Below are 23964 nucleotides of genomic sequence, written 5' to 3' on the forward strand. Positions count from 1 at the left end.
CTATCGCGTCAATCCGAACCGCGTCAATATTTCCTCTTGCTTGGCAAACATGACGCGCTCTTCCTCTTCCGTTTCGTGGTCATAGCCAAGCAAATGCAAAAAACCGTGCACGGCCAAAAACCCGAGCTCGCGCATGAACGAATGCCCGTATTCCGCCGCTTGCTCTTTCGCCTTCGGAATGGAGATGACGATGTCGCCAAGCACCAGCGGCATATCGGCGCCGATGATGTCGACTTCGCCCTCTCCTTCCTCTTCCAACGCGAACGAAAGCACATCAGTCGGAGCGTCTTTGCCGCGATAGTCGCGGTTCATCAGGCGAATGCGCTCGTTGTCCACGAATGAGACGCCCACTTCCGTCCCGTCCGGCACGTTCTCGCTCGCTGCCGCTTCGCGAAGGAGTTGCTCGAGCATCTCAAGCTGCTCTGCGGTCACTTCGCCCGTTTCGTCGATAAAGTCGATGTGAATGGTCATGCATGCTTCACCTTTTCCTTTCGTACTTCCGGGTATTCAATGCGCGAATGGAAGACGCCGTTGAGCGTCTCACAAAGCGAACGGGCGACGATCTCCAACTCTTTCATCGTGATGTCGCACTCGTTCAACTGGTTGTCCTGCAGGCGGTCGGCGATGATCCCCCGGACGATCTTTTCGATTTTTTCCTGCGAGGGGTTGGCCAACGAACGGACAGCCGCCTCGACGCTGTCGGCAATGTTGATGACCGCCGCCTCTTTCGTCTGCGGCTTCGGCCCGGGATAGCGGAACTCGGCTTCGGAGACCACTCCCGTTTGCTCGAGCGCTTTATGATAAAAATACTTGAGCAGCGTCGTGCCATGATGCTGTTCGGCGATGTCGACAATCTCCTTTGGCAGCCGGTGCTTGCGAAGCAAGGCGACGCCGTCGGTGACATGGGCGATAATAATATTTTTGCTCAATTGCGGCGACAAATGATCGTGCGGATTGCCGCCCATTTGGTTTTCAATGAAATAGCGGGGCCGCTTTGTCTTGCCGATGTCGTGGTAATAGCAGGCGACGCGCGCTAGCAAGCCGTCGGCGCCGATCGCCTCGCACGCCGCTTCCGCCAAATTGGCGACCATGATGCTGTGATGATACGTCCCCGGCGCCTCCGTCAACAATTTACGCAACAGCGGGTGATTTGGATTCGACAGCTCAATGAGGCGAAGCGGCGACAAAATGCCGAATGCCGTCTCAAACACCGGCAGCAGCCCGATCGTCAAAATGGCGGAGAAAATGCCGGAGGCCGCCGCCATGAGAAGAAAAAGGCCGATCTCAGCCAGCGAGTAGCGGCCATTTTTCATTAGCAACAACGATAGGAGCAAACCCGCATTGACGACGGCAACAAGCACACCGGCACGCCAAATTTTCGCCTTCGCCAGCTCCTTCGGCAGGCAAAACGTCCCAGCCAGGCCGCCAGCGAGCAAATAAACAGCCAAGGACACCGATACGGCGCCAGTCGCCCCGATTTCTTCATTAAACAAGATGCTGCCGCACACCGCCCCAATGATGGCGGTCATCACCGCCAGCCGCTCGCCAAGCAGCACGCGGACAAGCATTGGACCGAACGCTGCCGGAACGAGATAGCCAGCCGAAACGGCCCCGCCGGACGGCAGCAGGCGAATGAGCACCATCACCGCCATCATCAACGTGAACACCGCTCCATAAAGCAGCAAGTTTTCATTCGTCTTCTCGGCGCGGAAATAGTAAGCGAGCGGCGCAAGCAAGAGCAGCACGAACAAACAAAGCCCCGCGGCCGGCCAATGCGGGCGTCCGCCGCCAAGCAGGCCGACGAGCTCAAGCCGGTGGTAAATGTCACTCGTAATAAATTGCCCTTCCTCCACGATCACTTGCCCTTGCAAAATTTTCACTGGCTTCACTTCATCCATCGCCTGCCGCCGCTTTTCTTCCGTCGCCGTCCGGTCGTAGACGACGTTCGGAATGACAGCCTGCCGGCACAACTTGGCGACGGTTTCGCGCAACGCCGGCGGCAGCGCCGCATACTTGAGCTCTGTCGCTGCTTTCGCGCGCGCCTCGTCAAGCTCCGCCTGGGAAATGCGCTCGCTCATGGCCGCATGCACGGCCGTCAACGCTGCTTCTTTGGCTGTCTCGAGTTCACCGGGAGAAGCGCTGAGCAGCCGCCGCCATTCTTCAGAGGACAGGTAGGCAAACCACTCCGGCGGCAGCCGTTCCTCGAGCTTCGCTGTCAAATCACCGGGCGAACGGCCCGAACCCGCCTCGTTTTGCACGCTCTCAATGGCGGCAAACAGCGAGGAAAGAAGATCGACACGGTTTTCGGCATATTCTTTTTTCAACGTATAAACGTCTGCCACTTTGGCGGCTGCTTCTTCTTTCAGCCTGGCTGTCGCTTCTTTGTCCTCAACCGTCACCGGCGAGCGGATCGTTTCTTTAGCGACGTCAAACAGGCGCAGCTCATATTGGCGCGGTTTCACTTGCCAGTACAACACAGCAAACAACAGCGCAGCCAAAAACAAAAACAGCCAAAAGCGGACGAAGCGGACGTCTTTTGTCCGCTCGAGAAAAAAACGAAGCCTTCCCACCGGTTTTCCCCTCGCTTTGTAAGAAAAGCTGTGCCATCCATCCCGGTCTGTGCTCTATAAGCCGGCCTCATCGTAGGCATTAATAATTTTCGCCACAAGCGGATGGCGGACAACATCAGACTGCTCCAAAAACACAAAAGCAATGCCGCTGATGGAAGCCAAAATGCGCTTCGCGACCGACAGCCCCGACTCGACTCCTTTTGGCAGGTCGACTTGGGAAATATCGCCGGTGATCACCATTTTTGACCCAAAACCAAGCCGGGTTAAAAACATTTTCATTTGCGCCGGCGTCGTATTTTGCGCTTCGTCCAGAATGACGAACGCATCCTCAAGCGTCCGGCCACGCATATAGGCGAGCGGAGCGATCTCAATCGTGCCGCGTTCAATGAGGCGCTGCACATACTCCGCTCCGAGCACGTCGTTTAGCGCATCGTACAGTGGGCGCAAATACGGGTCGACTTTCTCCTTCAAGTCGCCGGGCAAAAAGCCGAGGCTTTCCCCCGCCTCGACAGCCGGTCGGGTCAAAATGATGCGTTTGACGCTGCCGTTTTTCAGCGCCTTCACCGCCATGACAACCGCCAAGTACGTTTTCCCGGTTCCGGCCGGCCCGATGCCAAACGTCAAGTCGTGTTGTTCAATCGCCGCCACGTAATAACGCTGGCCGAGCGTTTTGACGCGGATCGACTTCCCTTTGGCATTTTTCGTAATCTCTTCTTCGTACAGCTGGATGAGGCCGTCAAGCGCCCCTTTTTTCGCCAGCTGTACGGCATAGATGATGTCGCGCTCGCTGACGGCCACCCCTTTGCGGATGACAATCAATAAATGGCGAAGCAGCTCATCGACGAGCTGGACTTGCTGCGGCGTTCCGGAGACGTTGACCGTCTCCCCGCGCGTCACAATCGACACGCCAAGCTCTTCCTCAATCCGCTTTAAATGGGCGTCATGAACGCCAAAGAGCGCCGCCGCTTCCTGTTGATTGCGCACGTGTTGGCTGATCGTGATAAACTGCTCTGACATTCTCAATCTCCTTGAACGATGGGTTGTGGTACAGCAATATTTTCGATGACTTCGTAATGCAATTCTACCCTTACTTTACCATTCTCTTTCGTCTGATGCAAAACTTTTTCGCCGCGAATGACCGCCTCTTCCGGCAGCTTGGCCCGCAGCTCGCGGCGGGCGATCTTTTTCGCTTCTGCAAACGCCTCTTCCCACGTATAGCTCCGTTTCACTTCCTCGGCTTCACGAATCGTAACACGCTCGTAATACACCGGCAAGTCCCATTTCCAAAACCGAAACGGCCGCTTTTTCGTTTCGATGACCGTATGGGCGAACGCCGGCTTCTCCCACCCCCAGATTGGAAGGGAAAAGCGGCCCATTGCGATATAATGCCGTTCGGCGAACGCGCCGGTCAACACATGAAACGTCGTCTCAAGCGGCAGGACAACGGTGGACTTGTACCATGTCTCGCCAAGCACCTTTCCGGTCGCCGGTACAAATTTCGTTCTCCCCTCGGCGCCGATCACGCCGGAAACGAGAAGCTGACCTTTTTGTACATAATCATTGACGGAAACGAGCGGTTGTCCTTCTTCAACGAACAAATCGGCGATCACCGCCTCTTTTTTGGCGACTAAATGGCGCGGGGGGATCGGTTCTTTCGGTTCCGGAATTTCTTTTTCCACGACGCGGAAATGCAGCAACGTCCCTTCCCACTCGACGCCGACCCATGTAATGTCATGGATGCGTTCGGTCAGTTTCCTTTGCAACGTTTCCGGGTCATCGAGCAGAAATTGAAACACGCCGCGCTCGACGCCCATCCGTTTTAGTTCGCGGACGATTTGATGTTCTGTCTCGGGGGAGGCGCCTTCAATGTCAATGCTCCACACAACGTTGGACAGCAGAAATACAATGGCCGCAAAAAGGAGCAGCCCGAGCCCAAACCCGCTGTTTCGCCGCGCCCGTCGCCAAAAAAACGGCAACCCTCTTCTCCCGACAAACGAAAGCTTGCACTCGCTTTGCCGGGCGATATGGCGAAACCGCTTGACATCGCTGAGCTTAATGAAAAATGTCGCCGTCTCCCGACTATGATTTTTCACATTCCATACGGCGATGCCCTGGCGCACGCAGGCGTTGATCAGCCGTTCGATCCCTTTTCCTTCCGCCTTGACACGCACGCTGCCGGCTAACGTGTCAACCCATCCATTTTTCATCGTTTGTCCTCCTCTATATAAACGACTTGGCTGATTTTCCCCTCCAATAAAATTTCTTCCGGCAAAATCGTTTTGATGACAAACTGTTCGCCGCGGACAAGCAGCTGCCCGTTCCGCAGCAAAAGGCGGAGCTCTTTATCGCTGAACGCGAGCAGCCCTCGGTGGTTTTCAATGTAAATATGTATGTGCCCCACCATCGTGATGCGGGGCAGATCCATGACGATATCGGCGGGAAGCTCGAGCTTTTCCGCCATCCACCGCTTCATCTGCTGGCGCCATTTCTTCACCATACAAAAAGACCCCCCTTTCATCTCATATGTATGAGACAAAAGGGGGTTCTAGCACCGCTTTTCAAAAACAACGGGCCCGCCTGCCGGCAAGGCCCATTGCTTGTTTTATGAAAGCTGTTGTTGCACCAATTTATTGACGAGCGAACCGTCCGCTTTGCCTTTCACTTTCGGCATGATGGCGCTCATCACTTTTCCCATATCCGCCTTCGACGAAGCCCCGACTTCCTTGATCGTCTGCTCGATCAGTTCGCGAAGTTCGTCCTCTGTCAGCGGTTTCGGCATATACGACTGAACGATGTCAATTTCGGTTTTTACTTTTTCGACAAGATCTGAACGGCCAGCGTTTTCAAATTCGCGGAGGGAGTCTTTACGCTGCTTCAGTTCACGAGAAAGAACGGTCAGCTCTTCGTCTTCCGAAAGCGGGCTTTTGCCGAGCTTGATCGCCTCGTTTTGCAGCGCCGCCTTCAGCATACGGAGAACAGACAGCTTTTCTTTCTCCTTGTTTTTCATCGCCTGCTTCATATCGTCATTCAAACGATCGAGAAGACTCACCGATTATACACCCTCTTTAATGCATGCTCTTAGTGCTTGCGCTTTCTAGCCGCTTCAGATTTTTTCTTCCGTCTGACGCTTGGTTTTTCATAAAATTCGCGCTTTCTCACTTCTTGCAAAGTACCCGTTTTCGAAACGGCGCGTTTAAAGCGACGAAGAGCGTCGTCGATCGACTCGTTTTTGCGAACGATCGTTTTGGACATCCTGCTTCCCTCCCTCCGAACAACAACCATTGCATATTGTACTTGTCAATTATAATACATGCCGGCAGAAAAGGTCAATAAAAAAGAGCGATCCCGGCGCCGAAAAAAGCAGTCATCGTCCGCGGACGAGGCCCATACATATAGGATGAAAGGGGAGATCGCCCGTGGGGCCGCTTTTGATGCTGTTTGCCATTTACACCGCCATTTTTCTGATCGGTATGTTCATGATGAAGGCCGGGTTTTACGCATTATCCGGCCATCGGTTGAAACGATGGCTCATGCGCTTTACCGCTGCGCCATGGCAAGGATTTCTCACCGGGATGGCGGCAACCGCCCTCGTGCAAAGCAGCTCGGCGGTCATGGTGATGACGATCGGCCTCGTCGCCACCGGCTATTTATCGTTTCGCCAGTCCATCGGCATCATTTTAGGCAGTAACATCGGCTCAACCGTCACAACCGAGCTGATGACACTCGATATCGGCGACGGCGCCATTCCGCTTCTCATCGGCGGCGCACTTCTCGTCTTCATAGGACGCCGCCGCTTCGTTTACAGCATCGGGATGATCGCCGTCGGCCTTGCCGCCTTGCTGTTTGCCATGAACGGCTTCTCCAGCCTCGCCAAGCCGCTCGCCGATTACCCGCTTGTTGACGCCTGGCTCAAGCAAACGAACAGCTCGACCGCCATCGGACTCTTCGTCGGCATTGTCTTGACCGCCCTCGTCCATTCGAGCGCGGCGACGATCGGCATCGCCATGGGGTTTTTAAACGAACAGTTGTTGACGCTTCCAGCCGCCATCGCGATATTGCTTGGCGCCAACATCGGCACGTGCATTACCGGGCTGCTGGCCTCCATCGGTTCAAGCAAAGAAGCCCAGCTGACCGCTTATACCCATTTATGGCTGAACGTCGCCGGCGTTGCCGTCTTTGCCTTCTGGACGGAGCCGTTCGCCCGTTTTGCCGCCATGCTCAGCCCGGCGCCGGATGTGCAGCTCGCCCATGTGAGCGTCTTGTTTAACACCATTTGTTCAGCCGCCGCGTTGCCGTTTGTCGGCATCATCGAAACGGCCATCTTGCGTTTGCATGGCCAAAAGCGGGCTTAATAATCGGCGCGCCCAGTTTGGCCGCTGACGATGGCAACCCCGGAGCTCGTCCCGATGCGCGTCGCCCCAGCCTCGATCATCGCCTCAGCTGTTTTCCGGTCGCGAACGCCTCCTGAAGCTTTGACGCCCACATTGTCGCCGACCGTTTTTCGCATCAGCGCGACGTCTTCAACCGTCGCGCCGCCGCCTGAGAACCCAGTCGATGTTTTCACATAGTCAGCGCCCGCTTTCACCGCCAATTGGCAAGCGCGCACTTTTTCATCATCCGTCAAAAGCGCCGTTTCAATAATTACTTTCACGAGTGCTTTTCCGGCTGCCGCTTCGACGACGGCGCGAATATCGCGCTCCACCCAGTCGTCGGCTCCGCTTTTTAAGGCGCCGAGGTTGATGACCATATCGACTTCGCGTGCGCCGTTTTCGATGGCGTTTTTCGTTTCAAACGCTTTCGTTTCCGGCGTTGTCGCCCCAAGCGGAAAGCCGATGACCGTGCAGACGCGGACATCCGTGCCGGAAAGTTCCCGCGCCGCCGTTTTCACCCACGACGGGTTGACGCATACTGAGGCAAACCCGTACTGTTTCGCCTCCGCGCATAATTGAACGATTTGCTCTTCCGTTGCCTCCGGCTTGAGCAGCGTATGGTCGATCATGTTCGCAATGTTCACTGTCATGGACACTTGCCCCTTTCTGCCGCTGCAAAAAGATAAAAGGTCTGACGTCTACCATCATACCATGTCTGCGAGGCAAAAACTAGCCGTCATCTGTATAGTTCCCGAGAAAAAGAAGAAAAAACCCCAGCCGAGGCTGGGGTGTCTGTGCTTGTCTCTCCATATCAGGTTATGAGCTTAACTTTACGGGATGAGCTGCCCCATCCGGCACAATGCGGACAAACTCACCTTCGTTGTACGGGTAGCCGGCTTTCGTGATTTTTACTTTCACGAGTTCGCCGACCATCTCTTCTGTCCCCGGGAAACGGACTTTCAAATAGTTGTCCGTATAGCCGATATACATGCCCGGATGATCTTTGTCTTGCTCTTCTGGAATGACTTCGAGCACGTGCCCTTCAAATCGCGACGCGTATTCTTTCGCCAGCTGATCAGATAGGGCAATGAGTCGGCGGACGCGGTCATGTTTCGTCTCTTCGTCCACTTGGTCCGGCATGCGCGCCGCCGGTGTGCCAGTCCGCTTCGAATACGGAAAGACGTGCAGCTCGGAAAACTGCTGCTCGCGGATAAAGTGGTACGTTTCCATAAATTCCTCTTCCGTTTCACCCGGAAAACCGACGATGACATCGGACGTTACGGCGAGTTCCGGGAACACTTCCCGCAGGCGGGCAAGCCGCTCGGCGAAAAATTCCACCGTATATTTGCGGCGCATCCGCTTGAGCACCGTGTTCGACCCGGATTGAAGCGGAATGTGCAAATGGCGAACGATTTTGTCCGAACGCTGCAACACATCGATCACTTCATCGGTAATTTGGCTCGCCTCAATCGACGAAATGCGAATCCGTTTCAGCCCCGGCACTTGCTCATCCAAATCGCGCAGCAGCGCCGCGAAGTTATAGTCTTTTAGATCGGTGCCGTAGCCGCCCGTATGAATGCCGGTCAACACGATTTCCTTATAGCCGGCGGCGACAAGCTGGCGCGCCTGGCGGATGATTTCTTTTGGATTGCGCGAACGCATCAAGCCGCGCGCCCACGGGATGATGCAAAACGTGCAAAAGTTGTTGCACCCTTCTTGAATTTTCAACGATGCCCGCGTCCGGTCGGTGAACGACGGCACATCCATTTCCTCAAACACGCGCGTTTTCATAATGTTATGGACCGCGTTGATCGGCTGGCGCTCGCGCTGAAACTGCTCAACGTAGTCCAAAATTTTATGCCGGTCTTGCGTGCCGATGACAATATCGACGCCCGGAATCGCCATCACTTCCGCCGGCGATGTTTGCGCATAGCAGCCGGTCACGCAGACGACGGCATCCGGATTGCGGCGCACCGCACGACGGATGACTTGGCGGCTTTTTTTGTCGCCGGTGTTCGTCACTGTGCACGTGTTGATCACATACACATCGGCGCGGCTCTCAAACTCCGTCCGTTCGTAGCCGGCCTTTTTAAACAGCTGCCAAATCGCCTCTGTTTCGTAATGATTGACTTTGCAGCCTAATGTATGGAAAGCCACTGTTGGCATGTTGTTCACCTCACTGCAGGCCATGCCGCTGAGCTAGCAGCATGACTGAATTTGTTCAAACCGTTGATTACTGTTGCGCCGCCTCCCAATCTGGCGCGCGCAGCTCCCATTCATAGGAAGCCGCGGTAAGCAGATAAAGCGGCGCCGTTTCCGTGCGCAAAATGCGCGGGCCAAGGCTGCACGGCAAAAAGCCGCCTTGTCGGAGCCGCTTTGCCTCCTCAGGGCTAAATCCACCCTCAGGTCCGAACACGGCTAGCAGCGTGCCGCCGGGCTTGAGGCCGGCAAGCAGCGCCGGCAGCGAACCGTGCCGTCCCCCGCGCCCTTCTTCTTCATAGGCGAATAGACGTTGATCCACCGTTTCGCCAAAAGCAAGCAGCGCGTCCAGCGAAAGCGGCGCCCGCACCTCGGGCAATGACGTGCGTTCCGCCTGTTCGGCCGCCTCTTTCGCAATTTTTTTCCACCGTTCCACTTTTTTCTCCGCTTTCTTCATGTCCCATTTGACGACCGAACGGGCGGCGAAAAACGGCAGAAAGCCGGCGGCGCCAAGCTCCGTCCCTTTTTGGATGACAAACTCCCACTTTTCGCCTTTCGGCAGCCCCTGGGCGATATAAATGCGCACCGGCAATTCGCGTCCCTCTTCCTTCCATTGTACAATACGGGCGCGCACATGATCACTGGCAATTTGTTCAATGCTGCATACAGCCGTGCGCCCGTCCGGAAAGACGCAAGCGATCGCATCCCCCGGCTTCATGCGCATGACGCGGGCGATATGGTGCGCGTCAGCGCCGCTGATCGTGACGACTTCGCCTCGGCGCTCCCGTTCGGAAACGAAATATCGCTGCAACGAACATCCCTTCTTTGTTTACGACTTGATGGCGACTAACGCGACCCAATCTTCCATCACGTTCACTTCCTCAATGACAAACCCAGCCGCCAGCAGCCCGTCTTTGACGTCCTGCTTTTTCGCCTGGATGATGCCGGAGGTGATGAAGCGGCCGCCCGGCTTCAGCAGCCGGAAAGCGTCGGAGGCAAAACGCAAAATGATTTCCGCCAAAATGTTGGCGACAATCACATCAGCCGGCTCATCGACATGGTCAAGCAAATTGTTTTGCGCCACCGTAACGACCGACTGCACTTTATTGAGCTTGACGTTCAGCCGTGCGCTGTCGACTGCGACCGGATCCAAATCGAACGCCCGCACCGACCGGGCGCCGAGCATCGCCGCAGCGATGCTTAAAATGCCGGAGCCGGTGCCGACGTCAATGACCGCATCGCCGGGGCGCACATATTTTTCGAGCGCCTGCAGGCACATGACCGTCGTCGGGTGGGTGCCGGTGCCAAACGCCATGCCCGGATCCATTTCAATGATCAACTCATCATCGGAAACCGGCTCATACGTTTCCCACGTCGGCACGATCGTAAACTTCTCCGACACTTTCACCGGATGATAATGCTTTTTCCACGCCGTCGCCCACTCTTCCTCATTCACTTCGCTCAATGTAATCTTATTTTTTCCAAGGTCAATATCATATAGCCATAAATTGTTAATCGCTTGTTTAATTTGTTCGACTGTTTCGCCAAGAAAGCTGTTGACCGGCAAATACGCCTTAATGATGACGCCTTCTTCCGGATAATCGTCCGGATTGAGTTCGACGATTTCCCCGTACCAGTCATCGCGGTCTTTCACAAGATCGTACGGATCTTCAATGACCACGCCGCCGGCGCCGGCCTCATGCAAAATGTTCGAAATCGCCTCGACCGCCTCGTGCGTCGTATGAATGCTGATTTCCGACCATTTCATCGCGCTCACGCTTCTCCTTTAAACGCCTTTTTGACTTTCTCAAAAAAACGGCCGTGCGGCCCGTCGTGCATCGTCTCCCCACCAAGCCGGTCAAACTCGCGCAGCAGTTGCTTTTGTTTTTCCGTCAGCTTTGTCGGCGTCACGACGCGGACGATGACGTGCTGATCCCCCTGTCCATAGCCGCGCACGTTTGGCACTCCTTTCCCTCTCAGGCGGAAGCGCGTGCCCGTTTGCGTGCCGGCCGGAATTTTCAACTTCACATCGCCATAGAGCGTCGGCACCTCAATCTCATCGCCGAGCGCCGCTTGAGCAAAGGAAAGCGGCACTTCACAATAAATGTCGAGCCCGTCGCGCTCGAAAAATTCATGCGGCTCCACTCGGAAAATGATGTACAAGTCCCCCGGCGGCCCGCCGTTGACCCCTGGCTCCCCTTGGCCGGCGACACGCAGCTGCTGGCCGTCGTCGACGCCGGCCGGGATTTTGACATGAATCTTTTTCCGTTGCTTGACGCGGCCCGTCCCGCCGCATGTCGGACATTTTTCCGGAATGTACCGGCCCGTCCCGCCACATGTCGGACATGTCCGACGGTTGATGATGCGGCCAAACGGCGTCGCCTGCTCGCTCGTGATTTGCCCGCTGCCGCCGCAACGTGAGCACGGCTGGGGGCTTGTGCCCGGTTTGGCGCCGCTGCCATGGCACGTTTCGCACGTCTCTTCGCGCGGCACTTCAATTTCCGTTTCTTTTCCAAATGCCGCTTCCTCAAATGTGAGCGTCATCATGTATTCCACATCGGCCCCTTTGCGCGGCCCGCTCGCCCGCTGGCGCGGCCCGCCGCCGAAAAACGTCTCAAAAATATCTTCAAACCCGCCAAAGCCGCTAAAGCCGCCGAAATCAAACCCTCCGCCTCGGAATCCGCCGCCGCCAAACGCTTCGTTCGGGTCGGCATGGCCGAACCGGTCGTAGCGGGCCCGCTTTTCGTCGTCGCTCAATACTTCGTACGCCTCTTTAATTTCTTTAAACTTTTCCGCGGCGTCCGGCGCTTTGTTAATGTCTGGATGATACTGCTTCGAAAGCTTTCGGTACGCTTTTTTGATCTCGTCTTTCGTCGCGTTTTTGCTGACGCCGAGAACTTCGTAGTAATCGCGCTTCGCCATCGTTGATCATCCACTCCCGATTCATTCACATAAATTTTATTTTATCATTTCCCTTTGGTTAATGGCAATATGTGAATGCTAGAAAAAAAGTCAAAGCCAAGGCAGGCCTGACTTTGACTTTCGGCAGCATTATTTGTCATCCTTCACTTCCTCAAATTCCGCATCAACAACGTTGTCCCGTTTGGCCGCGTCGGCTTGCGCTCCAGCGTCTTGCGCCTGTTTCGCCGCTTGCTCATACAGCTTGATCGACAGCTGCTGCACCGCTTCCTGCAGCGCGTCTTTTTTCTTGCGGATGTCATCGATGTCGTTTTTCTCAAGCGCCGCCTTCAACGCATCTTTTGCCTCTTGCGCTTTCTTGATCTCATCGGCGCTCACTTTTCCTTCGACTTCTTTTAACGTTTTTTCTGTCGTGAAAATAAGCTGGTCCGCTTCATTGCGCAGTTCGGCAGCCTCTTTCCGCTTCCGGTCGGCTTCGGCGTTTTCTTCTGCCTCTTTGATCATGCGCTGGATTTCTTCTTCCGACAGGCCGGACGACGATTTGATCGTGATCGACTGTTCTTTGTTCGTCCCCAAGTCTTTCGCGCGCACATGGACGATGCCGTTGGCGTCAATGTCAAACGTCACTTCAATTTGCGGCACGCCGCGCGGCGCCGGCGGAATCCCAGTCAGCTGGAAGCGGCCGAGCGTTTTGTTGTCCGCCGCCATCGGACGCTCCCCTTGCAGCACATGAATGTCTACTGTCGTTTGGTTGTCGGCGGCTGTTGTGAACACTTGCGACTTGCTTGTCGGAATGGTCGTGTTCCGCTCGATCAATTTCGTAAATACGCCGCCCATCGTCTCAATGCCGAGCGACAGCGGTGTGACGTCAAGCAAGACGACATCTTTCACTTCGCCGGCAATGACCCCGCCTTGGATCGCGGCGCCGATCGCCACGACTTCGTCCGGATTGACGCCTTTATGCGGCTCTTTGCCAAGCTCGCGCTTAATCGCTTCCTGGACAGCTGGAATGCGGGTCGAACCGCCAACCAAAATGACTTTGTCAATATCGGCAGGTGTCAAGCCGGCATCTTGCAACGCCTGGCGAACCGGCCCCATCGTCCGTTCAACGAGGTGGGCGGACAGTTCTTCAAACTTCGCCCGCGTGAGCGTCGTTTCCAAGTGAAGCGGACCGTTTTCATTGGCGCTGATAAACGGCAGCGAAATTTGCGTCTGCGTCACGCCCGACAGTTCTTTTTTCGCCTTTTCAGCCGCATCTTTCAAGCGCTGGAGCGCCATTTTGTCTTTGGACAAATCGATGCCGTGCTCTTGTTTGAACTGATTGACCAAATAATCGATGATCACTTGGTCGAAATCGTCGCCGCCCAAATGGTTGTCGCCGGCGGTCGCTTTCACTTCAAAGACGCCGTCGCCAAGCTCCAAAATCGAAACGTCAAACGTTCCGCCGCCCAAGTCATAGACGAGAATCGTTTGATCCTCTTCTTTGTCGAGGCCGTAAGCAAGCGCTGCTGCCGTCGGCTCGTTGATGATGCGCTCGACTTCAAGCCCGGCGATGCGGCCGGCGTCTTTCGTCGCTTGGCGCTGCGCGTCGTTGAAATAGGCCGGCACCGTAATGACCGCCCGCGTCACCGGTTCGCCCAAGTAGTCTTCGGCGTACGATTTCAAATATTGCAAAATGATGGCTGAAATTTCTTGCGGCGTATATTGCTTTCCTTCAATCTCCACTTTGTAGTCCGTGCCCATATGGCGCTTGATCGAGATGATCGTGTTCGGGTTCGTGATCGCCTGCCGTTTGGCGACTTCGCCCACTAAGCGCTCCCCGTTTTTGAACGCCACAACCGATGGGGTCGTGCGGTTTCCTTCCGGGTTCGGGATGACTTTCGCCTCGCCGCCTTCGAGCACGGCGACGCAAGAGTTCGTTGTTCCTAAGTCAATGCCGATAATTTTACTCATCGCTCATCACCCTCCATTTCCGTTATTGGCTGACTTTGACCATCGCAGGACGGAGAATGCGGTCTTTCAGCTTGTAGCCTTTTTGCAGCTCTTCGACGACTGTATTCGGCTCATAGCCATCTTCGTCCGTCTGCATGACCGCCTGATGCAGATGGGGGTCAAACGGTTTTCCGACCGCCTCAATCGCCTCGACGCCTTCTTTTTTCAAGGCGTCCAAAAGCGAGCGATACACCATCTCCATTCCTTGCAAAATCGATTTTGCCTGCTCGTTTTCCGTCTCTATTTTCAACGCGCGCTCAAAGTTGTCGAGCACCGGAAGCAAATCGCTCGCCAAACTTTGGGCGCGGTATTTTTCAGCCGCTTCCAGCTCTTGGCGCGTCCGGCGGCGGAAGTTTTCAAAATCGGCATACAGACGGAGATAGCGGTGTTCCATCTCAGCCAGCTTCGCTTCCAGCTCCGCTACTTGCGCTTTGGCGGCAGCCAGCTCCTCTGTCTCGGCGCGCTCCTCCCCGGCAGGTTCGGCCCCCGCTGAAGCCTCCGCCGGCTTCCCATCGCCTTGCCCGGCGGCATCGTTTTGCCTAGCGTCGTCCCTTTCGCCTTCCGGTGGCACGCCTGCCTCTTCCGCCGATGCCGGCTGTTCCATCTCCGGCTCGTTGTATGTAGCTTGACCAGCACGTTTGTCCCCTTGTTCCATTGCCTTCACCTCCCCTTCGGGCTCGTCATTCTATGTATCAATGGCCACAAGGAACAGATGGATTGGCGAATCCATCCGTTAACCAATATGGCCATTGTTACTGATTTTGATACCATTTCGTCAGCGCGGCCGACAAATCGGAAGCGACGCGGTTCAACACCGTGATGACGCGCGAATACTCCATGCGCGTCGGCCCGAGAATCGCGATCGTTCCGAGCGGCTCCTCGCCGACCGAGTATGTCGCCGTAATGAGGCTGCAGTTTTCCATGCCGTGCAATTCGTTTTCCCGGCCGATCGACACCTGCACCCCTTTTTGGCTTTGCTTGCGAAGCAGACGGTAAATGTCTTTTTCCTGCTCAATGATGTTCAGAAGCGGGCGCACTTTTTCAATGTCGCTGAATTCCGGCTGATTGAGCATGTTGGCTGTGCCGGCGAAAAACATTTTCTCCTCTTCAGGAAGATCGAGCGTGTCGATCAGCATATTGAGCAGGCTGTCATAATTGCGGATGTGCCGGCGCAGCACATCGGCCACTTCCGTCTTGATTTTTTCTTTTAAATCGATGAGCGGAACGCCGCTGAGCCGCCCGTTCAAAATGTTGACCATCTTTTCAAGGTCGCCGGCGTTGACCGATGGCGGAATCGTCACGACCCGGTTTTCGACATGGCCGTTATCGGTCACAACGATGGCCACAGCCGTCTGCTCGTTGAGCGGAACGATTTGCATTCGCTTCAGTTTGCTTTCTTTAAACGCCGGACCGAGGGCGATCGACGTGTAGTTCGTCAAGTCGGATAAAATTTGCGCCGACTTTTGCATCAGCTTCTCGAGCTCATAGATGCGTTCGGTAAACACGGAGCGGATTTTCTGAATATCGGCTCTTGTCAGCCGCTGCGGCGGCAGCAGATGGTCGACGTAGTACCGATACCCTTTTTCCGACGGCACGCGGCCAGAGGAAATGTGCGTTTTTTCAATGTAGCCGAGCTCTTCCAAATCCGCCATTTCATTGCGAATCGTCGCTGAACTGAACGCAATTTGGTGCTTTTTCGATAACGTCCGCGAACCGACCGGCTGCCCGGAACGAATGAAATCGTCGATAATCACCTGCAAAATCAGCAGTTGGCGGTCCGTTAACACGTTTCTCACCTCTATTAGCACTCGATCAATTCGAGTGCTAAATCTATTACTAGGGTAACAAATCGCCCGGCAAATGTCAATCTTTACATTTCGCCGAGAAAGGCGGCGAACACTTCGTTGCCGAGCAGCTTGCCGCGCTTTGTCAAGCGGACGTGGGTCTCCGTTTCTTCCAAGCGCCCGTTTTCCACTTCGGCGCGGATCGCCTTGCCGAAGATATCGTGCATATCGCGGCCAAACTTTTGCCGGAAGCGAACTTTCGACACTCCTTCCGTTTTGCGCAACCCTAAAAACATTTCCTCTTCCATTTGCTCTTGAAGCGTCAACCGGTGCACATCGCGGTGCGGCCATTCGCCGTTGTCCACCTTGGCGATGTAATGGCGGACCGGACCGATATTGGCGCGCCGCACCCCGCCGATATAGCTGTGCGCCCCGGCGCCGATGCCGTAATACTCTTCGTTGTTCCAATAAGTGAGGTTGTGACGGCTTTCAAACCCCGGAAACGCGTAATTGCTGATTTCATACTGCTGGTAGCCGCACGCTTCGGTTCGCTCCATCGCCGCTTCGTACATGGCCGCTTCCGCCTCTTCTCCCGGGAGATGGAGTCGGCCCTTGCGCCACTCGTTGTAAAAGATCGTTTTCGGCTCAAGGATAAGCGAATAGGCGGAGAGGTGCGGAACGTGAAGCGAAAACGCGGCGTCCAAATCGGCGAGAAACTGCTCAAGCGTCTGCCCGGGAAGCCCGTACATCAGATCGAGGCTGATGTTGGCAAACCCGGCCTCCCTCGCCCGCTCTACCGCCTGCACGATATCCCCGCGCCGGTGCGTGCGGCCGATCGCTTGCAGAAGCCGGTCATCAAACGTCTGCACCCCAAGGCTCAACCGATTGACCCCGGCTTCGCGGAGAACGGCGAGTTTTTCTTTCGTCAGCCCATCCGGGTTCGCCTCAACCGTAAATTCAGCCGTTTGCGGATCAAACTGAAAATGGCGGTGAATGCTCTCAAGCAAGCGCCCAAGCTGCGCCGGCTCCAGCACCGTCGGCGTGCCGCCGCCGATAAACAGCGTCTCAAGACGGTTGCCGAACTCTGCCGCCGTCCGCGCCATTTCCTTGTCCATCGCCCGCAAATAGTCGTCAATCGGCTGACCGGCAGCAAACACTTTGTTAAAATCGCAATAATGGCAAATATGGGCGCAAAACGGAATGTGAAAATATGCTGATGTTGCCATCGTCATCCTCCCTTCGGCTGCAGCCGGACTGCCGTCCCTCATCTTCCCGTCAGCGTCGCATGGCGATAAACAAACAAGGCCATCCCCGAAGGAGACAGCCTTGCCCGTCATTTTTTCTGGTCGTCGATTTTCAAGACAGCCATAAACGCTTCTTGCGGCACTTCGACCGAGCCGATTTGTTTCATCCGTTTTTTTCCTTCCTTTTGCTTCTCGAGCAGCTTTCGCTTCCGTGACACGTCGCCGCCGTAACATTTGGCGAGCACGTTTTTGCGCAGCGCCTTGATCGTCGAGCGGGCGATGATTTTGTTGCCGATGGCGGCTTGCACCGGCACCTCAAACTGCTGGCGCGGAATTAAGTCTTTCAGTTTTTCCACGATCACTTTGCCGCGTTCGTACGCCGCCTCGCGATGGACGATAAACGACAAAGCGTCAATTTTTTCGCCATTCAACAAAATGTCCATTTTGACAAGATTGGACGGCCGATAGCCGATCAACTCATAGTCGAATGACGCGTACCCTTTCGTGTTCGACTTTAAGGCGTCAAAAAAGTCGTACACGATTTCCGACAGCGGAATGTCATAAATCAGCATGACCCGCTTTTCGTCCAAATATTGCATATCAACGAACGTGCCGCGCTTTCCTTGGCACAGCTCCATGACCGGCCCGACGTAGTCGTTCGGTACCATGATCGTCGCCTTCACATACGGCTCTTCGATGCGGTCGATTTTCTGTGGATCCGGCATGTTCGTCGGATTGTCGACCGAAACTTCGGTGCCATCGGTCAAATGAACTTTGTAGACGACGCTCGGAGCCGTCGTAATTAAGTCGATATGAAACTCGCGCTCAATCCGCTCTTGAATGATTTCCATATGCAGCAAGCCGAGAAACCCACAGCGGAAGCCGAACCCAAGCGCCTGCGACGTTTCCGGCTCAAAGTGGAGCGCCGCATCGTTCAATTGCAGCTTCTCGAGCGCCTCGCGCAAGTCATTGTAGCGCGCCGTATCGATCGGATACATGCCGCAAAACACCATCGGGTTGAGCTTCCGGTAGCCGGGGAGCGGCTCGGCGGCCGGCCGTTCGGCGTCGGTGATCGTATCGCCGACACGCGTATCTTTGACATTTTTAATGGACGCTGTCAAATAGCCGACATCGCCGACCGTGAGCTCGTCGACGATTTTTTGTTTCGGCGTAAAGACGCCGACTTCGGTCACTTCAAATTCTTTGCCGGTCGACATCATTTTAATGCGCTGGCCCGGCTTCACCGTCCCGTCGACAATGCGGACATACGCGACAACGCCGCGGTACGGGTCGTAAAGCGAGTCGAAAATGAGCGCTTTCAGCGGCGCGTCTGGATCGCCCGACGGAGCGGGAATTTTCTCCACGATTTGTTCCAAGATTTCTTCAATGCCGATGCCGACTTTCGCTGAAGCGAGCACGGCTTCAGACGCATCGAGGCCGATGACGTCCTCGATTTCTTGGCGGACGCGCTCCGGTTCGGCGCTTGGCAAATCAATTTTGTTAATAACAGGCAAAATTTCCAAGTTGTTATCGATCGCTAAATACACATTTGCAAGCGTCTGCGCTTCGATGCCTTGCGCCGCATCGACGACCAAAATCGCTCCCTCGCAGGCCGCCAAGCTGCGCGACACTTCGTACGTAAAATCGACATGGCCCGGCGTATCGATCAAATGGAAAATATACTCCTCGCCATTTTTCGCTTTGTATGTCAACTGGACCGCATTCAATTTGATCGTAATGCCGCGCTCGCGCTCAAGATCCATCATGTCCAACGTCTGCTCGCGCAACTCGCGCTCCGACAGCGCGCCTGTTTTTTCCAAAATGCGGTCCGCAAGCGTCGATTTTCCGTGGTCAATATGAGCGATAATGGAAAAGTTGCGAATCCGTTCCTGCCGTTTCAACCGTTCTTCCCGGTTCATCGTCTCTCACTCCTGCTTTTTCGCAAAACTACACTAGCTTTGATTATAGCAACAGAGGAGAGAAGATTCAATGACAAACAAAAAAGCCGCCCATACGAGGCGGTAAATCGTCTGCCGGCGCCGCGCCGAAAGCGGCGGACCGATTTAGTCGACGGCCCGCCCAGCGAATGACAGCAACGTTTCCACAAGCGCGGTTGCGCCATCGGCCAGCCGCCGGCCGAGTTCAGAAAAGAGGTTGAACGTTTTCAGTTCCCGAACCACTTCTTGTTTTTTCTGCAAATCACCCGCCGCCACTGTCTGCCCGAACACGGCTGCCTCAATCTCCCCGTTTCCGTTTTTCTCGAGATCAATGACGGCGGGAAGCGACGGATCCGCATAGCCGCGCATCTTCTCAATGCCGCGGTGCGCCTGCTGCATGCCGAGCAGCACGCCAAAAAACAAGAGGAAAAGCGCTGCGCTAAACCGGATGAACCATCTTGCCATATGCGATGCCCCTTTTTACTTTTTCTCCGCCGGAGCCGGCGCCTCGACTTTTTCCGCCTGCCAATAATACTCGCTGAACACATCGGCAAAGGCCGTAGCCGAACGGAACAGCTCGGCGAACGTATTGTCGACGCCGCCAAACTCCACTAAAATGGCGTTCCTGGATAAATCTTGGTTAAATTTCCCATTTGTTCCTGCTCCTTGCTTCTTAATGACCCCGCGGCTCAACCCCGGGTATTTCTTCTGCAGCAAATGGTGCAGCTCGGTCGCCAGCTGCAAGTTTTTTTCGTATTCCGCGTTCTCACCGCCGACGATAAACGCCACGCGCGCGTAATCAACACCGTTGATCGTCGTGGTCGTATACTTCCGGCGACGCGCATCGCGGTGAATGTCAATAAAATATTGCAAGTCACGGTTTTGCTTCATCGCTGCCACGACCGTCTGCCGCGACATGTTATACGCCTGTGTGTATGTCATTCCTTTTTTCAACAGCTCCGCTTCGATGTCGGTTTTGTTCACTTGCGCGCCGATGCCCCTCTTCTCCAATTCTTCCATCAATTTCTCCCCGACTTTGGTCACATTCACGCTCCGATGAAACGCCAAATTTGGATCGGTTACGCCTTTTAAAGCCGGCAAATACGACTCGCGCGTATGTGTATGGTAAATATAGACGACTTTTCGGCCTTGCGTCGTTTGCTTCGGGGGAGGGAGCGCTTTTTCGTCTTGGGTTTGCTCGGCTTGCTCAAGCTCCTCGACCGACGCCTGCCGCTCGGCAAACATCACTTCCAGCGGCGGCGCCGACTCATACGGGATGTTCGTGTAGTCGGTCCCTTCTCCGGCGATTAAAATTTTGCTGTCATACAAGGCAAAGCCCGGCAGCTCGCTGCCGAGCAAGCTGCGCGGATCGTCGGGGTTGATGCTTGTCGCCAAGCGGAACAACAGCGATGAATAGTTCGTCTGTTGCCGTTCTTTTGGAAGCATTTGGAGAAAATACCGGTTTTCGAGCCCAAACAGGCGAATGAACATCTCTTCCGGAAAATGGGCGGCCATATTGTTCAGCGATGATGACGACGGACGGTATTCGGGCCGCAGCGACGTAAGCGCTCCGACGAGCATAAACATCATCATGCATCCAAGGATGATGAGCATAAACATTTTTTTTAAGCTGGCTCCTGGAACGGCGATCACGACGTTGGGGGAGCGCCATCGTTTCATATTCCCACCCTTTCCCGGCTTGTCTCCTCACTTTAACGTATGGCCAAGCCGGGAAAGATAGAACCGTTTTTTGTCTAGTGGGTGTAAGAGCCGACGTTACCTTGGTCAACCTGCCGGTGCAGCGCCGCGTTCAAGCCGCCGGCCAGTAAGTTCGCCATATCGCCGATGAACGAATCGACCTCTTTTGGCGTCACCATTAAGTTATGACCGAGCGGGGCGAGCACTTCGTAAATCAGACGCCGCTTTTCTTCATCACCAAGCGTGCCGATCATGCCGAGAAACGTCGACCGTTCGGTTGGCGACGGCATATCTTGCTCCGTCAGCTTCTTTTTGCGCCCGAACGCCCAGCCGGCCGGAGCCAGCGCGCTTGACGGCCGCTGGCTTTCGCGCATTTCGCGGCCGAAATGCTTTAAAATGAAATCGATCGTATCGCTTGTGATCGAAACGGCATCGACGACCGTCGGGACGCCGATCGAGATGACCGGGATGCCGAGCGTCTCGTAGCTCAGTTCTTTCCGCTTATTGCCAACGCCCGAGCCGGGGTGGATGCCGGTGTCGGAAATTTGGATCGTCGCGTTGACCCGTTCGATTGAACGGGCGGCCAGCGCATCGATGACGATGACAAAATCCGGCTTCGTTTTCCGGACGACGCCATCAATAATATCGCTCGTCTCAATGCCGGTCGTTCCCATCACCCCTGGAGCGAGGGCGCTCACCGGGCGAAATCCTTCCTCAACACTTTCCGGCTGCAATTGAAACAGATGACGGGTGACAAGCACGTTTTCCACCGTCAACGGCCCAAGCGCATCCGGCGTGACGTTTTGGTTGCCAAGCCCGACAATTAGGCAGCTCGCTTGCTCGGGAATGCGGAGCCGTTGTAAAAAGGCGCTCAGTTGTTCCGAAAAAATACGCTGCACTTTTTGCTGCAATTCCGTATTTTGTTCACGGATGCCTTGCGCCTCAATCGTCACATAATGGCCCGGCTTTTTGCCGATCGATGCCGCTCCTTGTTCTGTGACGTGCGCGTGCGACAGCTTGACGCCATCGATCTCTTGGTCGCGGATGATGACCCCCTCAATCGGGGAGGCGCCTTCCTTTTTTTGTTGCAAACGCTCCTCGACCGCAATTTCATGCGCCTCGATCGCCAAGTCGGTGCGCACCGAATACATGCGCAAATCGAGCGGCTGCTGTTTCATGTCGTTCCTCCTTGTGCCGTTTTCTTTTATTGTCGCCGCAATGAAACGCCGTCATTCATATTTCGTAAAGGATTTTTGCTTGAACACTCTTGCATAATCAAAACACGTTTGATAGAATAACACTTGTTCTTGTTCAGAGGAAAAATCGGAACGATAACGGAGGTGAACGGACGTGGCGAACATTAGATCGGCGATCAAACGCGCGAAAACGAGCGAAAAACGTCGGGCCCACAACGCCTCGATGAAATCGGCCATGCGCACGGCTATCAAAAAATTTGAAGCGCTCGTTGAATTGAAAGACGTGGAAAAAGCGAAAGAAGCGTTCATTGTCGCGTCGAAAAAATTAGACAAAGCCGCGAGCAAAGGCCTTATCCATAAAAATGCCGCCAGCCGGCAAAAATCGCGCTTAGCGAAAAAATTGAACAGCATTCAAGCTTCCTAATGAAAAACGACCTGGCGCCAGGTCGTTTTTTTGTCCCCACTTTTTTCTTTGTGTTTCTTTGTGGCGCCGCCATGCAGGCGAAGCAGACGGCAAAAAAGCCAACGACGCATGCTTTTTATCGCTGGCTTTTCCGCCCCGGGCGAGCGCCCCAACGCATCAACAACAGCTCAACGGCCAACCGGCGGTCCATGGCTCCGCTTTTTACGTCATAATCAGCGGCGGCCAGCTCGGTGATCGCTTCCGTCAGCTCCGCATCGGAAAAGCGGGCGGCTTGGGCAAGGGCGAGCTTGACGCGGAACGGATGCACGTTGAGGGCCGAAGCGATTTGCGTCTGCCCATAACCTGTTTGGGCGAGCCATTTCACTTGCGCCAACAGGCGGAAATGGCTTGCAAGCAACGCCAAAATTTTGATCGGCTCCTCACTATGTTCAAGCAAATCGTAAAACGTCTGCAATGCTCCCGGGATATCGCGCCTCGCCACTTGTTCGACAAGCGCAAAGACGTTTTCTTCCGGCGTGCGAGCGACAAGCTGCTCGACGGCCGCCTCATCCACCACTCCACCCGGTCCGGCAAACAAAGCGAGCTTGTCGATTTCGTTCGCCAGCGCGGACAACCGCGTTCCGGCCCGCTGCAAAAGCAGCTCAATGGCTTCCTCGGCCACCGATGCTCCTTGGCTTTCCAACCGGCGGCGCACCCAAGCGCGCAGCTCCGCTTCGGCGAGCGGGGCGGCGGCCACAACTTCGCACTGCTCCTTGGCGAGCTTGGTAATTCTTTTCCGCTCATCGAGCTTGTCATACGGCGCCAAAAAGACGACGATCGAGAACGGCGCCGGCGCCCTGAAATAGTTCTCCAGCTTAGCCAAATCGTGCTCGATCTCTTTGTCCTTTTCCGCCGTAAAAAAATATGGATTCTTCACCAAAATGACGCGCCGCTCGCCGAAAAACGGCACCGTCTCGGCCTCCTCAAGCGCCGCCTCGACCGGCGTTTCCTCGCAGTCGTACACAGCCAAGTTCCACTCGCGCTCCTCGGGGCCAAGCGCTGCGTTCACCAACCGCTCATACGTTTCCGTTAATAAAAACGGCTCATTGCCGTATAATAAATAAAGAAGAGAAAAACGCCGTTTTTCCATGTTTCCCCATACGCGTTCCAGCATGTTCCCGTCTCCATTCCCTAGCAAACGTCTCTGCTAGAAAAGATACACCGTTTTTCGTCATTTTACAAGGGAACCGGCTTCCGAAAAAACCGGTTCCCCTTTATATAAACGCCAGCCTATAAGTCCTAGGACCTTATTGGCCAGCGGGTTATTTTTATGTTTTCCCGGCTGTTTGAAAGTATTTGTGTCAACTGTTGTCAAGGAAGGAAAAGAAGCGAGCAGCGGTAGATTTTTCACACGTTTTCGTCTATACTAAAAATGATTGAACGAGGAGGGGGAAAACGATGAACGTATTTGAAAAAGAAGTGCAAAGCCAACGAAATGACGCCGTCGATTCCGCCGTCGGATTCATCGTGTCGTTCGGCTTTTTCGCTACCATGTTCATCATCGCAACGTTGATCGAATTTTTCGGTCGATAAGGATTGCTTACATAAGCAATCCTTATTTTTTGTTTTGGCTGAAACGTTCCGCTTTTTTG

At 54.9% G+C, this 23964-nt stretch carries 24 protein-coding genes; 3 read left to right on the forward strand and 21 right to left on the reverse strand.

What is annotated here, in order from left to right; translation table 11 throughout:
- The 7 genes from ybeY to rpsU form a co-directional block, all read right to left on the reverse strand.
- Positions 1 to 471, reverse strand: a complete 471-nt coding sequence (ybeY, locus tag NSQ51_RS11360) for an rRNA maturation RNase YbeY (RefSeq protein ID WP_033014683.1) — start codon at positions 469 to 471, stop codon at positions 1 to 3.
- On the reverse strand, positions 468 to 2570 hold the full coding sequence (locus NSQ51_RS11365; protein WP_121649972.1) for an HD family phosphohydrolase: 2103 nt from the start codon (positions 2568 to 2570) through the stop codon (positions 468 to 470). The genes ybeY and NSQ51_RS11365 overlap by 4 nt, the downstream gene beginning before the upstream one ends.
- Before the next feature lie 54 nt (positions 2571 to 2624).
- Entirely contained in the window at positions 2625 to 3587 is a 963-nt protein-coding gene (locus NSQ51_RS11370) for a PhoH family protein (protein ID WP_033014687.1), read from the reverse strand.
- 2 nt (positions 3588 to 3589) lie between these two features.
- Positions 3590 to 4777: a sporulation protein YqfD gene (yqfD, locus tag NSQ51_RS11375; RefSeq protein WP_049626365.1), complete on the reverse strand. Its 1188-nt coding sequence runs from the start codon at positions 4775 to 4777 to the stop codon at positions 3590 to 3592.
- Positions 4774 to 5067 carry a sporulation protein YqfC gene (gene yqfC / locus NSQ51_RS11380; RefSeq protein WP_033009643.1) on the reverse strand — a complete coding sequence of 98 codons (294 nt, stop codon included), beginning with the start codon at positions 5065 to 5067 and terminating at the stop codon, positions 4774 to 4776. Before yqfC ends, yqfD begins: the two co-directional genes overlap by 4 nt.
- A gap of 105 nt (positions 5068 to 5172) precedes the next feature.
- Complete coding sequence (locus NSQ51_RS11385) at positions 5173 to 5619, reverse strand: GatB/YqeY domain-containing protein (protein ID WP_033009641.1); 447 nt, start codon at positions 5617 to 5619, stop codon at positions 5173 to 5175.
- A 29-nt stretch (positions 5620 to 5648) separates the two neighbouring features.
- Positions 5649 to 5822 (reverse strand): 30S ribosomal protein S21, encoded by a 174-nt coding sequence (rpsU, locus tag NSQ51_RS11390; protein WP_008879912.1) that lies wholly within the window; start codon positions 5820 to 5822, stop codon positions 5649 to 5651.
- 164 nt (positions 5823 to 5986) lie between these two features.
- Here rpsU and NSQ51_RS11395 point away from each other — a divergent pair, with 164 nt between their 5' ends.
- Positions 5987 to 6922: a Na/Pi symporter gene (locus tag NSQ51_RS11395; RefSeq protein ID WP_049624502.1), complete on the forward strand. Its 936-nt coding sequence runs from the start codon at positions 5987 to 5989 to the stop codon at positions 6920 to 6922.
- On the opposite strand, the gene deoC is transcribed toward NSQ51_RS11395, so the two are convergent.
- The 13 genes from deoC to gpr all read right to left on the reverse strand — a co-directional run bounded on the left by deoC (position 6919) and on the right by gpr (position 21891).
- Positions 6919 to 7590, reverse strand: a complete 672-nt coding sequence (gene deoC, locus NSQ51_RS11400) for a deoxyribose-phosphate aldolase (protein WP_033014695.1) — start codon at positions 7588 to 7590, stop codon at positions 6919 to 6921. The genes NSQ51_RS11395 and deoC overlap by 4 nt on opposite strands.
- A 166-nt stretch (positions 7591 to 7756) precedes the next feature.
- On the reverse strand, positions 7757 to 9106 hold the full coding sequence (gene mtaB / locus NSQ51_RS11405) for a tRNA (N(6)-L-threonylcarbamoyladenosine(37)-C(2))-methylthiotransferase MtaB (RefSeq protein WP_033014697.1): 1350 nt from the start codon (positions 9104 to 9106) through the stop codon (positions 7757 to 7759).
- 67 nt (positions 9107 to 9173) lie between these two features.
- On the reverse strand, positions 9174 to 9950 hold the full coding sequence (locus tag NSQ51_RS11410; protein ID WP_049624503.1) for a 16S rRNA (uracil(1498)-N(3))-methyltransferase: 777 nt from the start codon (positions 9948 to 9950) through the stop codon (positions 9174 to 9176).
- A gap of 18 nt (positions 9951 to 9968) precedes the next feature.
- The gene (gene prmA / locus NSQ51_RS11415) at positions 9969 to 10907 is read right to left on the reverse strand and encodes a 50S ribosomal protein L11 methyltransferase (protein ID WP_033009663.1); all 939 of its coding nucleotides are present in this window, start codon (positions 10905 to 10907) and stop codon (positions 9969 to 9971) included.
- A 5-nt stretch (positions 10908 to 10912) separates the two neighbouring features.
- Positions 10913 to 12061 (reverse strand): molecular chaperone DnaJ, encoded by a 1149-nt coding sequence (dnaJ, locus tag NSQ51_RS11420; RefSeq protein ID WP_033014701.1) that lies wholly within the window; start codon positions 12059 to 12061, stop codon positions 10913 to 10915.
- Between the two features lie 129 nt (positions 12062 to 12190).
- Positions 12191 to 14011, reverse strand: coding sequence for a molecular chaperone DnaK (gene dnaK, locus NSQ51_RS11425; RefSeq protein ID WP_033009632.1), 1821 nt, complete (start codon positions 14009 to 14011; stop codon positions 12191 to 12193).
- Positions 14012 to 14033: 22 nt separating this feature from the next.
- The gene (grpE, locus tag NSQ51_RS11430; protein WP_033014705.1) at positions 14034 to 14705 is read right to left on the reverse strand and encodes a nucleotide exchange factor GrpE; all 672 of its coding nucleotides are present in this window, start codon (positions 14703 to 14705) and stop codon (positions 14034 to 14036) included.
- A gap of 97 nt (positions 14706 to 14802) precedes the next feature.
- The gene (gene hrcA / locus NSQ51_RS11435) at positions 14803 to 15837 is read right to left on the reverse strand and encodes a heat-inducible transcriptional repressor HrcA (RefSeq protein ID WP_033014707.1); all 1035 of its coding nucleotides are present in this window, start codon (positions 15835 to 15837) and stop codon (positions 14803 to 14805) included.
- An 83-nt stretch (positions 15838 to 15920) separates the two neighbouring features.
- Positions 15921 to 17060, reverse strand: a complete 1140-nt coding sequence (gene hemW, locus NSQ51_RS11440; protein WP_049624504.1) for a radical SAM family heme chaperone HemW — start codon at positions 17058 to 17060, stop codon at positions 15921 to 15923.
- Positions 17061 to 17167: 107 nt separating this feature from the next.
- Positions 17168 to 18997: a translation elongation factor 4 gene (gene lepA / locus NSQ51_RS11445; protein WP_033009627.1), complete on the reverse strand. Its 1830-nt coding sequence runs from the start codon at positions 18995 to 18997 to the stop codon at positions 17168 to 17170.
- Positions 18998 to 19141: 144 nt separating this feature from the next.
- Positions 19142 to 19480, reverse strand: coding sequence for a DUF3679 domain-containing protein (locus tag NSQ51_RS11450; protein ID WP_033009625.1), 339 nt, complete (start codon positions 19478 to 19480; stop codon positions 19142 to 19144).
- 15 nt (positions 19481 to 19495) lie between these two features.
- Positions 19496 to 20695 carry a stage II sporulation protein P gene (locus NSQ51_RS11455; protein WP_049624505.1) on the reverse strand — a complete coding sequence of 400 codons (1200 nt, stop codon included), beginning with the start codon at positions 20693 to 20695 and terminating at the stop codon, positions 19496 to 19498.
- Between the two features lie 74 nt (positions 20696 to 20769).
- Positions 20770 to 21891, reverse strand: a complete 1122-nt coding sequence (gene gpr / locus NSQ51_RS11460; protein WP_033014710.1) for a GPR endopeptidase — start codon at positions 21889 to 21891, stop codon at positions 20770 to 20772.
- A gap of 172 nt (positions 21892 to 22063) precedes the next feature.
- Between gpr and rpsT the strand changes: the two genes are divergently transcribed.
- A complete protein-coding gene (gene rpsT, locus NSQ51_RS11465; RefSeq protein ID WP_033014711.1) occupies positions 22064 to 22333 on the forward strand; it encodes a 30S ribosomal protein S20 in 270 nt (89 codons plus the stop codon).
- A 115-nt stretch (positions 22334 to 22448) separates the two neighbouring features.
- Here rpsT and holA read toward each other — a convergent pair whose 3' ends face one another.
- A complete protein-coding gene (gene holA / locus NSQ51_RS11470; RefSeq protein ID WP_121649971.1) occupies positions 22449 to 23486 on the reverse strand; it encodes a DNA polymerase III subunit delta in 1038 nt (345 codons plus the stop codon).
- Between the two features lie 284 nt (positions 23487 to 23770).
- On the opposite strand from holA, the gene NSQ51_RS11475 reads away from it, so the two are divergent.
- Positions 23771 to 23905: a YqzM family protein gene (locus NSQ51_RS11475; protein WP_011231993.1), complete on the forward strand. Its 135-nt coding sequence runs from the start codon at positions 23771 to 23773 to the stop codon at positions 23903 to 23905.
- The last annotated feature ends 59 nt before the right edge of the window (positions 23906 to 23964 follow it).

It is taken from the genome of Geobacillus sp. FSL K6-0789 (assembly GCF_038593135.1).
In the GTDB taxonomy this organism is placed as follows: domain Bacteria; phylum Bacillota; class Bacilli; order Bacillales; family Anoxybacillaceae; genus Geobacillus; species Geobacillus stearothermophilus.

Excerpts from the sequence above, each read along its gene's own strand:
- NSQ51_RS11455 (WP_049624505.1), bottom strand. The coding sequence starts at position 20,695 with ATGAAACGATGGCGCTCCCCCAACGTCGTGATCGCCGTTCCAGGAGCC.
- yqfC (WP_033009643.1), bottom strand. The coding sequence starts at position 5,067 with ATGGTGAAGAAATGGCGCCAGCAGATGAAGCGGTGGATGGCGGAAAAG.
- holA (WP_121649971.1), bottom strand. The coding sequence starts at position 23,486 with ATGCTGGAACGCGTATGGGGAAACATGGAAAAACGGCGTTTTTCTCTT.
- mtaB (WP_033014697.1), bottom strand. The coding sequence starts at position 9,106 with ATGCCAACAGTGGCTTTCCATACATTAGGCTGCAAAGTCAATCATTAC.
- gpr (WP_033014710.1), bottom strand. The coding sequence starts at position 21,891 with ATGAAACAGCAGCCGCTCGATTTGCGCATGTATTCGGTGCGCACCGAC.
- hemW (WP_049624504.1), bottom strand. The coding sequence starts at position 17,060 with ATGGCAACATCAGCATATTTTCACATTCCGTTTTGCGCCCATATTTGC.
- NSQ51_RS11475 (WP_011231993.1), top strand. The coding sequence starts at position 23,771 with ATGAACGTATTTGAAAAAGAAGTGCAAAGCCAACGAAATGACGCCGTC.
- lepA (WP_033009627.1), bottom strand. The coding sequence starts at position 18,997 with ATGAACCGGGAAGAACGGTTGAAACGGCAGGAACGGATTCGCAACTTT.
- NSQ51_RS11450 (WP_033009625.1), bottom strand. The coding sequence starts at position 19,480 with ATGGCAAGATGGTTCATCCGGTTTAGCGCAGCGCTTTTCCTCTTGTTT.
- yqfD (WP_049626365.1), bottom strand. The coding sequence starts at position 4,777 with ATGAAAAATGGATGGGTTGACACGTTAGCCGGCAGCGTGCGTGTCAAG.
- dnaJ (WP_033014701.1), bottom strand. The coding sequence starts at position 12,061 with ATGGCGAAGCGCGATTACTACGAAGTTCTCGGCGTCAGCAAAAACGCG.
- dnaK (WP_033009632.1), bottom strand. The coding sequence starts at position 14,011 with ATGAGTAAAATTATCGGCATTGACTTAGGAACAACGAACTCTTGCGTC.
- rpsU (WP_008879912.1), bottom strand. The coding sequence starts at position 5,822 with ATGTCCAAAACGATCGTTCGCAAAAACGAGTCGATCGACGACGCTCTT.
- ybeY (WP_033014683.1), bottom strand. The coding sequence starts at position 471 with ATGACCATTCACATCGACTTTATCGACGAAACGGGCGAAGTGACCGCA.
- deoC (WP_033014695.1), bottom strand. The coding sequence starts at position 7,590 with ATGACAGTGAACATTGCGAACATGATCGACCATACGCTGCTCAAGCCG.
- prmA (WP_033009663.1), bottom strand. The coding sequence starts at position 10,907 with ATGAAATGGTCGGAAATCAGCATTCATACGACGCACGAGGCGGTCGAG.
- grpE (WP_033014705.1), bottom strand. The coding sequence starts at position 14,705 with ATGGAACAAGGGGACAAACGTGCTGGTCAAGCTACATACAACGAGCCG.
- NSQ51_RS11370 (WP_033014687.1), bottom strand. The coding sequence starts at position 3,587 with ATGTCAGAGCAGTTTATCACGATCAGCCAACACGTGCGCAATCAACAG.